Raw genomic sequence first — 12,326 nt, forward strand, 5'->3', positions numbered from 1 at the left:
GAATGGACACAGCGTGTGCTCCGTTGCTCGTGGGTTCAGTTGCCGAGGGTGGGGGAGGCCAGGCCGAGTTCGGGATCGAACGCCACCTGGTAGCCGGTGATCAGGCCGTCCTCGCCGATCCGGGCGGACGCGAGGAAGTGACCGGTGATCGTCACGCCGTCCTCGACCACGGCGCCGTAGACGAACTCGAGCTCGCCCTCACGGGTCGCATGCGTGGGAACGTGGCGACGGTCCACCGGACCGCGGCCCTCGAGATACTCGCGGACCCCCTGTCGGTTCTCGCCGCGAACAGCGGTCTCGGGGAGAATGATGGCGAAGGAGACCCCGGGGGCCAGGAGTTCGAGTCCTGCGTCGAGATCGCGCGAGTCGATGCGCTCGTAGTAGGTCACGAGGGTTGAGTCATTCAAGGACATGAATCGAACTTAGTTCAGCCAAGGTGGGGTTTCAATAGGCTTGCGTGATCTGCCTCACCGTGATGTCATGTGGTGAACTGAACTCAGCTCAAGTTGTGAGATATCGGAGGTCCCTCGTGGCACAACAGATCCGGACGATCCAGCCGGAAGCAGACCCCTCGATCATCCTGCCCTCGGAAGAGCGGGAGGAGCTCCGCGCGGTGATCACCGGATTCGTCGACCGGCACGCCTCCCACGAGGCGGTCCGGGAGTCCGCCGACTCTAAGCCGGGCTACTCGCCCTCGCGGTGGGCCACGCTCAACGACGAGTTGCAGATCGCCGCCCTCGCCGTGCCCGAGGAGCTCGGTGGCCACGGCTTCGGTTTCGGCGACCTCGGTGTCGTCCTTGAGGAGGCCGGCGCGGCCCTGCTTCCCGAGCCGATCCTCGCCAGTGCCGTCGTGGGGTGCCAGGCGCTCGTCCGAGCCGACGATGCCACAGCCGTAGAGGAGCTTCTCGCCGGCGTCCTCGGTGGCCAGACCGTCCTCGCGACCGCACTTGATCAGACCGTCGCGCTCGAGTCCGCCGACGGGGGGACGGTCGCCAGGGGGCTGGCCGAGGGGGTGCTGTGGGGTGCTGCGGCCGACCACCTTGTCGTCGTCGCCACCTCCGGCGCCGACACCGTGCTCGCGGTGATCGACCTCGCCGACCTCACCCCCTCGCCGCGGGAGGTCGTCGACCTCACCCGCCGCCGCGCGGACCTGCCGCTCGAGGGCGCGCCGGCCCGAGTCCTCGTCGGCCCGGGCCGGGCCGCACAGGTCCTCGGCGAACTGCGTCTCATCCAGTCCGCGTCGCTCGCCGCCGAGCACGCCGGCATCGCCTCACGTCTGGTCGACGCCACCGTCGAGTACGTGCAGCAGCGCCAGCAGTTCGGACGCGCGATCGGCTCGTACCAGGCCATCAAGCACCGGCTCGCCGACATGCTCGTGGACCGCGAACGGTCCCGCGCCGCCGCCCTGTACGCCATGGCCGTCCTCGACGAGGAGGGTGCGGAGGACGCCGAGATGGCGGTTGCCGTGGCCTCCGCCGTGTGCGCGGACGCGGCCACGCGCAACGCGTACGAGACAATCCAGCTCCACGGGGGGATCGGCTTCACCTGGGAGCACTCCGCCCACTATTACCTCCGAAGGATGCTCGGCGACGAGGGCGCGTTTGGAGGCGGTCGCGCCGCACGCCGCGAGATCGCCGACCTGGCCGGGGTCTGAGGGGAGTGGGGGAATGGGAGCGAGAAGTCAGCCGGTCGTGGGCAACCCCACGACCGTGATGCCGGGGATCTCGGCGCACGAGCTCATCACCACCACCCGGGCGGTACGCCTGCGGATGGACCTCGACCGACCCGTCGCGCCGGAAATGCTCGAGGCCTGCGTCGCCGATGCGCTGCAGGCGCCGCAGGGGTCAAACCTCATGCGGACCGAGTTCGTGGTGGTCCGTGACCCGAGCAGGATCGCGCGACTCGGCGCGATCTACCGCGAAGAGTTCGACGGTTTCTACCGCGCCAGCGAGGTCGGGCTGTTCAAGCGTGTCGACGCCGACGACCGACACGCTGCCCAGAGTCGGCGCACCCGCGACTCAGCGGAGCACCTGGCCGAGGTGATGGACCGGGTGCCCGCGATCGTCATCCCGTGCCTGACCCCGCGCCTGACCGACGGGGACCTTCTCGCCGCCAAGCACCGGCTCGCCACCGTGTATCCCACCGTGTGGAACTTCATGCTCGCGGCACGCCTACGAGGGCTCGGCACCTGCTGGACGGGCATGACGCTCGGACGGGAGGCGGAGGTCGCCGAGATCGTGGGCATCGACCACACGGCCGTCGAACAGGTCTGCATGATCCCCGTCGCGTACTACACGGGGGAGACGTTCAAGCCGGCGTGGCGGCCGCCGGCCGAGGACTTCATCCACTGGGACACCTGGTGACCGCAGGGCCCGGACGAGAGCCCGACAGCGGGGCGGGGCGTGACTCTGTTCTGCGAAACCGCGTGTTCCGGGCCCTGATCACCGTCCAGCTGATCAACGCGATCGCGGTGTGGATCCACGTCGTGGCGGTCCAGTGGGTGCTCACCGAGCGCGGCGAGTCCGCTCTCGTGATCTCGCTGGCGCCCGCCGCGATGGCCGTGCCGTTCCTCCTGCTGTCCATGCCCGCCGGGGTGGTCGCGGGCTACGCCTCCCGCAAGAAGCTGATGGCGGGGGCCACCACCACCTCGGCCGTCGCGGCGGCCGCGGCGTGCCTGCTCACCGCTCTCGGCCGTGACGAGGCGTTCGCCATGGTGCTTTCCGTGCTGCTGGTCGGCTCCGCACTGGTGCTGGTGGGCGTCCCGTGGCAGTCGCTGTTGCCGGAGACCGTCGAGCGGGAGGACATCCCCTCCGCCGCGGTGGTGGACGGTGCCGTGTTCAACGTCGCGCGTGCCCTCGGGCCGCTCATCGCCGGTATCGGCCTGGGCCTGGTCGGCGCGGCGTGGACGTTCGCGTTCGTGTCCTTCCTGGCCGCGGTGTGCGCGGTGTTGTTGATCCGATCCGAGCGTGCTGCGCCTGATCGCACGCATCCTGGCCGACCAATCCTTCCCGAGCTGGTCGGCGCACTGCGGTTCGTCGCCTACTCCGCCTGGACGACCCGGCTGCTGGTCCAACTCGTCCTCTTCGGCATCCCGTCCAGCGCCCTGTGGGCCCTGATCTCACTCGTGGCCTACGACAGTCTCGCGATGGACTCCAGCGGTTTCGGCGTGCTCATGGCACTGGTCGGGTCGGGTGCGGTTCTCGCGGCGTTCACCCTGGGAGGGCTCCGACGCCGATTGCGTGTGCGGTCGTTCGCGGCCCTGGGGGCGGCGACCTACGGCGCTGCGCTGCTCGTCCTGGCCACCTCGTCCTCGGCGCTCGTGGTGGGCGTCGCGGTGTTCTTCGCCGGTGCCGCCTGGGTCAGCGTGCAGAGCACCTGGATGAGCATGGGGCACCAGTTCTTCCCGGATTGGATCCGCCCGCGGCTCATCGCCGTGATCCTCCTGGCGTTCCAGGGGACGCAGGCCGTCGGCGCCTTGCTGTGGGGGTCCCTCACCGACTCGCTCGGGCTCCCGGGCGCGCTCGCGATCGCCGCCGGACTGCTCGCCGTGAGCGCGCTGTCGCTGCGGTTCGTCGGCCTCGGGGCAGAGTCCGGGATCGAGCCCGTGCTGCTCTCCGGAGCACCGCCGATCGTGGTCGAGGAGGACAGCCGCGGAACCGTCGAGGTCCGGTACCGGTACGAGGTCGACGACGACCACGTCGCCGAGTTCGAGACCGCGATGAGGCACCTACGTCGGTCGCGTCTGCGCCTCGGCGGATGGGCCTGGACTCTCGACCGCGACGAAGGTCGAACCGGCGAATACGTCGAGTCCTATCGCGTGGCGAGCACAGCCGTGTTCACAGAGCAGGAACACAGCCGACTCACGGTGCCGGAGGAGCGGCTCCGCGAGCGCGTGCGGTCCTGCTCGGTCGCGATTGGCGGACCAGAGCTTCGGGTGTTGGACCACCGCTGACGCGGCGGGCTCCCGCGCATAACCCGCACGAGGGGTGGAGCAGGAAGGTGTCGACACCATTTCCTACGAGCTCGGGGCCCGCGCAGAGCTGGACGAGACCGGAGACCTGGTCCGCCAACTGGGGCGTCGGGCGTTCACCGCGGTGGCGGACACCCGTGATCTCGACCAGGTCGAGGCGGTCGTCGCAGAGGCGACCGAGCAGTTCGGTGGAATCGACATCGTCTGCGCCAATGCGGGCATCGCCTCGTGGGCGACCAGCTGGGAGATGACCGCCCTCCGGTGGAAGGAAATGGTCGACATCAATCTGACGGGCGTCTTCAACACCGTCCGTGCGGCACTGCCAGGGATGATCTCGCGCGGACGGGGTGGGTCGATTGTCCTCACGAGTTCCACCGCGGGCATCAACGGCTACCAGAACACCGCGCATTACACCGCGGCTAAGTACGGCGTGATCGGTCTCACGAAGGTGATGGCGCAGGAGGTCGGGCAGTACTCGATTCGCGTGAACGCCGTCTGTCCCACGACGGTCAACACGCCGCTGGTGATCAACGACGGCACGTTCAGGCTTTTCGCACCGAATGTCGAGAACCCGGGGGCAACGTCATCCGTCAGTGACGGCAGGGTCGGCGGTGGGGGCCCGGGAATTCACCTTTACATTTCAATGAACTGAGTTCAAATCGGTGATACCGTGAATCTCATCACACGAGCGATGAAGACAGCCGATCCGATAGTGGGAGTGACCATGGACAGCACCGCCGACCTACTCGTCATCGGCGCCGGGATGGCCGGACTGACCGCCGCCGCGCGGGCCACCGCGAACGGCGCGACGGTCACGGTCCTCGAGAAGGGATCGGCGACCGGAGGGTCGGCGCAGTTCGCAGGGTATGCGTGGACCGCGCCCACCCGGGAGATGATGTCGGAGATCAACCCCCATGGTGACCGGGCCCTGCGCAACGCGATCGTCGACGACTTCGCCGCGGGACTGGACTGGATCCGCGGACGCGGGGTCGAGTGTGCGGACGGCGTCCCGGTCCTGCGCTACGGCATCGGACACGCCTTCGACACAGTCCAGTACCTGGACGCCTGTGTGCGGGAGATCAAGGCCGGTGGAGGACAGGTCCTGACCGACGCCGAGGTGCGCTCCCTGGTCACGGACGGTGACACGGTCGTGGGCGCGGACGCGGTGGTGGGCGGTGAGTCGGTGCAGTTCCGCGCGGGCACGGTCCTGCTGGCGACCGGCGGGTTCCAGGCGAACCATGAATTGATCGACGAGCACCTGCATGCCAACGCCTCACAGCTCCCGCTGAGGTCCAACCCCCACAGCGACGGCGGGGGACTGCGCCTGGCCACGTCGGTGGGTGCCGACATCGGACCGCGTGACGCCGGCTTCTACGGCCACCTCATCCCCGCGGGCCTTAAGTTCCGCGACTCCGGCGACTTCGTGGAACTGTCCCTCTACTACTCCGAGCACGCGTTGCTGTTCAACCTCGGGAACAAGCGCTTCTATGACGAGACGCAGGGCGATCACCTCACCGCAAACGCACTCATGGAGCAGCCCGAGTCGCGCGGCCTGCTGGTCGCCGACGCCCGTGTCTACGAGGAGTTCATCTGCGGCTCGTACGTCGAGGGCGCGGTCGCCGTTGACAAGTACTCCGAGACCGCCAAGCGCGGTGGCCGGTGTGGCATCGCCGCGACGCTCGAGGACTTCGAGTACCTGCCCGAGGAGTGGGGCTATGACGGCGCCGCGATCGCCGAGGAGATCCGCAAGGTCAACGCCGCCGGACAGAAGGTGTTCCCGCCCCGCGAGTACGACTTCGACCCGCTCGACCGCGGGCCGTACTACATCATCGAGACCACACCCGCGGTGACGTTCCCACTGGTGGGGATCCGGATCGACGAGAACGCCTCGGTGCTGCGCGCGGACGGCAGCCCGATCCCCGGCCTGCTCGCCGCCGGATCCGACGTCGGCGGCATCTACCGCCGCGCGTACGCCGGAGGAATCTCCGCAGCACTGGTGTTCGGCCTGCGCGCCGGCGACTCCGCGACCCGGTGAGAGAGGCGAAACCCATGACCGAACAGGCGCGCTTCCCGCACGCATTCTCCCCGTACGCGATCGGCCCGCTCACCCTGCGCAACCGCCTCGTCGCCCTGCCCGCCGGCACCAGCATGGCCGTCGACGGAGTGCCCACCCACGCCGACCAGGAGCACTTCGAACGCATCGCCGGGGGCGGCGTGGGCCTCATCATCGGCGGCGCCACCGTCGTGCACCCGTCCACCACGCTGCGCTCACGCAAGCTGGTCGAGGCATACATCGACGAGGTGGTGCCCGCACTGACCGACAAGGCTCAGGCGGTCCACCGGCACGGCGCCAAGATCATCGGCCAACTGTGCCACCTGGGCCGCGAGTTCATCGGCGGGGAATCCGACTCGCCACCCACCGCGCCGTCGGCGATCAAGACCGTGCGCGACGCCTACCCGCCGCACGAGTTGTCCTCCGAGGAGATCGCGGACATCGTGCGGGGGTGGGGCATCTCGACCGAGAATCTCGTCCGAGCCGGATATGACGGTGCCGAGATCCACGCCGCCCACGGCTATCTACCCGCCCAGTTCATGTCCGAGCTCACCAACCACCGGACCGACTCCTACGGCGGGTCGTTCGAAAACCGGATGCGCTTCCTCGACGAGGTGGTGGCCGTGATGCGCGCGGCGCTCCCCGAGACCATGGTCCTGGGCGTGCGGTTGTCCGGCGAGGAGGAGATCCCCGGCGGCATGGGCATCGACGAGTGCGTGCGGATTGCCGAGCACCTCGCCGCCTCCGGGTCGGTGGACTACTTCAGCATCACCCACGGCACCCGGGGAAAGTACGTCAAGGATTCGACCAACCCGGACGCCGTGGCCGTGGATTCCGCCGCCCGGGTGCGCGCGGCGACCGGCCTGCCCGTCCTGGTGGGTCAGCGGATCCGGGACGCCGCGACCGCCGACCACATCGTCAAGACCGGCAAGGCCGACCTCGTCGGCATGGCCCGCGCGCTCATCGCCGACCCCGATCTGCCGGAGAAGTCCCGCACCGGCAGACTTACAGAGATCCGTGGCTGCCTGGGGATCAACCAGGACTGCCGGGCTTTCGATCCCCACCTGCACTGCGCGGTCAACGCCGAGATCGGACGCGGACGCCACGCCTCGTTCGGGGTTCTGGCAGACACTCCGAAAAACGTCGTGGTGATCGGCGGTGGCCCGGCCGGGCTCGAGGCGGCCCGGGTGGCCGCCGGCCGCGGCCACACCGTGACGGTGTTCGAGGCGCGGTCCGAGCTCGGCGGGACCGTGCAGGTCGCCGCGCAGTCTCCGCACCGCGCCACTATCGGCGACATCGTCGACTATCTGTCACACGAGATGCGCCGGCTGGGGGTCGAGGTCAATCTCGGTGCCCGGATCGACCCCGACGATCTCGCCGACATCCTGGAGATGGCCGATCACGTCGTCGTCGCCACCGGATCTTCGCCCGGCCCCCTGCCCACGCCGGCACGACCTGCCCAGGCTTCCGGCGCCCCGGCTCTGGTCACCGTGGACGACGTCCTCACCGGCACCATTCCCGAGGCGCCGGGTCGTGCGGCGGTCTACGACCCGGGCGACGGCTTCTGGCCCGCCTACAGTGCCGCGGAGGCGCTGCTCGCCCGTGGGTGGGAGGTCGACGTGGTCACGCCGCTCACGGCGCTGGCGCATCGCGTCCCCGCCGAGAGCGTCGGCCCGCTCCTGTCCCGCTTGGGGGCCGGGGGAGCCCGCCTGCACGTCGCGAGTGAGCTCACCCCGGATGCTGGGCGAGCGACGATCACCCCCGTCTTCGGCGGAGCACCCACACCGATCGAGGTCGACCTCCTCGTGTGGCACACCCCGCGCACGCCAGTCGGTGAGCTGGCGCGGAAGCTGGGGCAGCAGGCCACGGTCTCGGTGATCGGTGACTGCGTGACCCCGCGACGGATCAGTCACGCGATCGCCGAGGGCTACCGGGTGGGAGCGGAGATCTGATGACGCACAGTGGGCGGGAACATGAGTCCGACCGGGGCGCCGAGCAGGCGGTCCCGGCCCAGATGCAGGCCTGGCAGTGGACCGGAACCGGGCGGCCTCTCACGCTGTCCACCGTCGACGTGCCCGAGCCGGGGCCTGGCGAGGTGCTGCTGCGCGTGCGCGCGGCCGGGATGTGCCACTCCGATGTCGGTGAACTCGACGAACCGTCGTGGGCGGTCAACATCCACAAGAACCCCATCACCCTCGGCCATGAGATCGCCGGCGACGTGGTGGCGGTGGGCCCCGGTGTCCGCGCGAGCACAGCGGGAGCCGGGGGCGACGGCGCCGGTGGTGCGACAGACGTAAAGGATGACGACGACGTCGTCGTCATCGGCGGTCGGTACGGCGTCCACCCGATGGGCGTCACCGTGCCCGGATACGGCCGGGACGGCGGATACGCCGCGTACCACGTGGCGCCCGCCGCCGACCTGGTCCCGCTACCCGACGGCGTCTCCTACGCCCACGGCGCCCTCGGCACCGACGCCGGCATGACCTCCCATCACGCCGTGGCAGTGGTCGCCGGGGTCCGTGCCGGGCACCGGGTCGGGATCATCGGCCTCGGCGGACTCGGACAGATCGGCGCACGTATCGCCGTGCTGCTCGGCGCGACCGTGTACGCGGCCGACCCCAACCCGTCCGCGCGGGCGCTGGGAGAGGAGATCGGACTGGCCGACGTGTGCGCCGACGCCTCCGGCCTCGCGGGTCTCGGTCTGGACTCGGTGATCGACTTCGCCGGGTTCGGCTCCACGGCCCAGGCTGCCGTGACCGCGATCCGGGTCGGCGGCACCGTCGTGATGGTGGGGATGGGCGCGCACATCAGTGAGCTCGTCACCGCCGACGTGGTCCACCAGAAGGCCCTCATCCGCGGTTCGTCCGGCGGCACCCGCGAGGACATCGCGGCGGTGTACCGGTATCTCCACGACGGCGAGATCACCCCGGTCGTCGAGCACCTGACATTCGACCGGGTCGACGAGGGCATCGACCGGCTGCGGCGCGGCGACGTGACCGGCCGGCTCGTAGTGACGCGGTGACGCGGGTTGCTGTTGGCGCGGTGGCGTCGGCTCGTTCTCTGCACGCAGTCCACACAGGCACATGACGAAGGGAAGTCCCCTGATGACGGGAAACGAGGCGTCCGGTCGGTTCGCGGGCACGGTGGCACTGGTCACCGGCGGCGCGTCCGGGATCGGCGCGGCGGTGTCGCGCCAGCTCGCCGCGGAAGGTGCGCGATCAGTTCACGTGGTGGACCTGGCACGCGAGGCGGCGGAGTCCGTCGCCGCGGAGATCGGCGGTACCGCGCACGGCGTCGACGTGTCGGATCCGCAGGCGGTGGCCGAACTCTTCGAGCGGGTGCTCGCATCCGACGGGGGAGTGGACGTGGTGGTGCACGCCGCGGGGATCGACGACCCGGTCGCGAAGGGACACATCTTCGAGGCCGCTGATTCCGGTAAGCCGGTGGACGTTCTCAGCAGGCTCGACGACGACCGGTGGCGCCGGATCCACGCCGTCAACCTCGACGGGACCTTCCACATCCTCCGCGAGGCGGTGCGCGCCATGCGCCCGGCCGGTGGGGGATCCATTGTGACGGTCGGGTCGTCGGCGGGGTTCGACACTCTCGTGGGCTACCCGCACTACGCCTCGTCCAAGGCGGCGGTGCACGCGCTGAGCCAGTCCGTGGCCAAGGAGGTCGTCCACTTCGGGATCCGGGTCAACACCGTCGCGCCCGGACCGGTCGACACCGCGATGGCGGCGAGGACACCCGAGTCCGTGCGAAAGGCGATGAACTCTGGGAGCGCGTTCGGCTACGCGACCCCTGAGCAGCTGTCGGACAGCATCCTCTACCTGGCGTCCGACCAGGCCTCGAACGTGGTCGGCGCAGTACTCCTGAGCAACGGCGGGCGCTTCACGGTCTGATCCGGCGACAGTTTTCTCATTCGCCTCCGAGGACTCGAGCCCATGCCTTACGGTCATATGAATTGAGTTCAATTAGGGACTCTGGGCAAAGGGGCCCTGGACGAAGGAGAGGCAAATGAGGTCATTCAGAGCAGGGGCGGCGGTGGCGGGCTCCGTCGCCGTGATGCTGGACGCGGCGGCGTGCGGCTCCACGCAGGACTCCGGTTCGGAGCTGGCGGGAAGCTGGGACGAGATCGTCTCCGCCGCCTCCGGTGAAGGTTCCGTGACGCTGTACTCCAACCATGCTCCGGCCAATCTCGAGGCGCTCAAGGTGGCGTTCGAGGAGGAGTATCCGGAGATCACGCTGACATACGTCCGGGGGACCGACGCCGACCTGATTCCCAAGGTCGAGGTCGAGAACCAGACCGGAAACGCCGTGGCCGACGTGCACATGACGACCGATGCCGGCTGGGTGGCCCGCGGGGCCGAGTCCGACCAGTTCTCCGTGCCCGTGGTCGCCCCCGGCGCCGACGCTCCCGAGTACCGCGCTGAGGACGCGATGCTCGGCGAGGCGTTCTTCATGACCAGTGCCACCTCGATCGGGCTCGCCTGGAACTCCGACGAGGTCCCCGAGGGGCTCGAGGTTCCGCAGGACCTGCTCGACCCCCGCTTCGACGGCAGGGTGGGAGTCGTGTCGCCGGCGGGCTTCCCGGCCGTGGTCCACATCTACAAGCGTATGGACATCGACTACGCGGACGGGTACGTCGAGGACCTCGCCGAACTGAACCCCAAAATCTACACCAGCGCTCCCGGCGTGACCCAGGCGCTGGCCTCCGGTGAGGTGTGGGTGGCCCCCGGAGCGTCGATGGACGTTCTCGTCGAGCGCGACAAGGGTGCGCCCGTCGACTTCACCCTGCCGCCCAACCCGATCGGCGTCCCGTTCTACTCCCATGTGCTGTCCGCGGCGCCCAATCCGAACGCCGCGCAACTCCTGGCCGACTTCATGCTCACCGAGAAGGGGCAGGCGGCACTGTCGAAGAACTACATCGCGGTGCTGCCCGACGTGCTCGGGACCGGTGTCGAGGGCTCAGACGTCGTGGCGCAGGATCTCGAGGTCGCCGATCCGGCATCGATCGAGCCGGACGCCGTCTCCGAGTACGTCGCCCGGTGGGAGGGCCTGTTCTTGAACTGACAGGTGTTCTCGCAGGTGGGCACCCGAAAGTGCGTGTGCGAAGTTCACGGCTGTGACCTATTGCTTATCAGTGACCCACGTCATACACTTCGAGTGAATCGACTTCAGTTCGAATCTTCTATCGCCCTGCGGAAAGGGGATGCACGTGCGCTTCTCAAGGATCAAGGCAGCGGTGGCGGGAGTGGCCGCCACCGCGCTCGTCCTGTCCGGTTGTAGCTCAGGCGGGAGCGGCTCGTCCGAGCTCGCGGGCTCGTGGGACGAGATCGTCGCCGCCGCCACCGAAGAGGGGGCGGTCACGATCTACTCCACCCACTCGCCGGACAATCTCGAGGCGCTGAAGCAGGCGTTCGAGGCCGAGTACCCGGGGATCACGTTGACCTACGTCCGTGGCACCGACGCGGACATCCTGCCGAAGATCGAGGTGGAGAACTCCACCAACTCGGGCGTCGCGGACGTCCACATGACCACCGACGCGGGATGGATCGACCGCAGCCTCGACGCCGGATACTCGGCCGAGATCGTGGGCACCTCGTTCGACGACCCCGCCTACAACCGCGACGAGAACGTGATGGAGGACAAGTTCTTCCTCACCAGCGCCACGGTGTTCGGCATGGGGTGGAACACAATCCACGTCCCAGAAGGGATGACCTCGCCGGACGATGTCTTCGCGCCCGAACTCAAGGGCAAGGTCGGCATCCAGAACCCTAGCGGTATCCCGACCTACGTCGACATGTACCGCCGCATCAACGAGGACTACGGCACCGGCTTCGTCGACCGTCTTCCGGCGGCCGAACCGCGGGTCTACGCGAGCGCGGTGGGTATCACCCAGGCGCTCGCCTCGGGCGAGGTCTGGGCGGCCCCGATGGCCGCGAGCAACGTGCTTACGGAGATCGAGAAGGGTGCCCCGCTCGGCTTCGCTCTTCCCGAGAACCCCTACGGCGTGCCGTGGTACTCACACGTGCTGGCATCGGCTCCGAACCCCAACGCCGCGCAGTTGCTCGCCGACTTCCTCATCACGCCCGCCGGGCAGGAGGCCATCTCCGCCGACTATCTCGCCGCACTGCCGGATATCCCGGGCACGGGCGTCCCCGGTTCGGACGTCACCGCCCAGGACGTCGAACTGGGCGACGTGGACTCCTTCGATTCCGAGTCGGTCGAGGAGTACCAGGCCGAGTGGGAGGCCAAGTTCCTGGGTTGACACGCGGACCCGCCGGCACGGGATGCCGCTGG

General features: G+C 69.0%; 11 protein-coding genes. 10 read left to right on the forward strand and 1 reads right to left on the reverse strand.

All coding sequences use genetic code 11. The annotated features are described in order from the left end of the window. Nucleotides 1-35: 35 nt before the first annotated feature. Nucleotides 36-413: a nuclear transport factor 2 family protein gene (locus OPF83_RS08875; protein ID WP_264887037.1), complete on the reverse strand. Its 378-nt coding sequence runs from the start codon at nt 411-413 to the stop codon at nt 36-38. 116 nt (nt 414-529) lie between these two features. Here OPF83_RS08875 and OPF83_RS08880 point away from each other — a divergent pair, with 116 nt between their 5' ends. From OPF83_RS08880 to OPF83_RS08925, 10 genes are all read left to right on the forward strand, one after another. Then, the gene (locus tag OPF83_RS08880) at nt 530-1,654 is read left to right on the forward strand and encodes an acyl-CoA dehydrogenase family protein (protein WP_264887038.1); all 1,125 of its coding nucleotides are present in this window, start codon (nt 530-532) and stop codon (nt 1,652-1,654) included. A 13-nt stretch (nt 1,655-1,667) separates the two neighbouring features. Beyond that, nucleotides 1,668-2,363 (forward strand): nitroreductase family protein, encoded by a 696-nt coding sequence (locus OPF83_RS08885; RefSeq protein ID WP_264887039.1) that lies wholly within the window; start codon nt 1,668-1,670, stop codon nt 2,361-2,363. Next, entirely contained in the window at nt 2,360-3,952 is a 1,593-nt protein-coding gene (locus OPF83_RS08890; protein ID WP_264887040.1) for an MFS transporter, read from the forward strand. Before OPF83_RS08885 ends, OPF83_RS08890 begins: the two co-directional genes overlap by 4 nt. A 34-nt stretch (nt 3,953-3,986) precedes the next feature. Then, the gene (locus OPF83_RS08895) at nt 3,987-4,622 is read left to right on the forward strand and encodes an SDR family NAD(P)-dependent oxidoreductase (protein ID WP_264887041.1); all 636 of its coding nucleotides are present in this window, start codon (nt 3,987-3,989) and stop codon (nt 4,620-4,622) included. A 72-nt stretch (nt 4,623-4,694) separates the two neighbouring features. Next, the gene (locus OPF83_RS08900; RefSeq protein WP_264887042.1) at nt 4,695-6,005 is read left to right on the forward strand and encodes an FAD-dependent oxidoreductase; all 1,311 of its coding nucleotides are present in this window, start codon (nt 4,695-4,697) and stop codon (nt 6,003-6,005) included. A 14-nt stretch (nt 6,006-6,019) separates the two neighbouring features. Further along, nucleotides 6,020-7,975: an FAD-dependent oxidoreductase gene (locus OPF83_RS08905; RefSeq protein WP_264887043.1), complete on the forward strand. Its 1,956-nt coding sequence runs from the start codon at nt 6,020-6,022 to the stop codon at nt 7,973-7,975. After that, entirely contained in the window at nt 7,975-9,045 is a 1,071-nt protein-coding gene (locus OPF83_RS08910; protein WP_264887044.1) for a zinc-binding dehydrogenase, read from the forward strand. Before OPF83_RS08905 ends, OPF83_RS08910 begins: the two co-directional genes overlap by 1 nt. A gap of 82 nt (nt 9,046-9,127) precedes the next feature. Next, nucleotides 9,128-9,925: an SDR family NAD(P)-dependent oxidoreductase gene (locus tag OPF83_RS08915; protein ID WP_264887045.1), complete on the forward strand. Its 798-nt coding sequence runs from the start codon at nt 9,128-9,130 to the stop codon at nt 9,923-9,925. A 115-nt stretch (nt 9,926-10,040) separates the two neighbouring features. Beyond that, nucleotides 10,041-11,096: an ABC transporter substrate-binding protein gene (locus OPF83_RS08920; RefSeq protein ID WP_264887046.1), complete on the forward strand. Its 1,056-nt coding sequence runs from the start codon at nt 10,041-10,043 to the stop codon at nt 11,094-11,096. Between the two features lie 139 nt (nt 11,097-11,235). Then, nucleotides 11,236-12,294 carry an ABC transporter substrate-binding protein gene (locus OPF83_RS08925; RefSeq protein WP_375546237.1) on the forward strand — a complete coding sequence of 353 codons (1,059 nt, stop codon included), beginning with the start codon at nt 11,236-11,238 and terminating at the stop codon, nt 12,292-12,294. Nucleotides 12,295-12,326 lie beyond the last annotated feature (32 nt).

Source organism: Dietzia sp. NCCP-2495 (assembly GCF_026011735.1).
In the GTDB taxonomy this organism is placed as follows: domain Bacteria; phylum Actinomycetota; class Actinomycetes; order Mycobacteriales; family Mycobacteriaceae; genus Dietzia.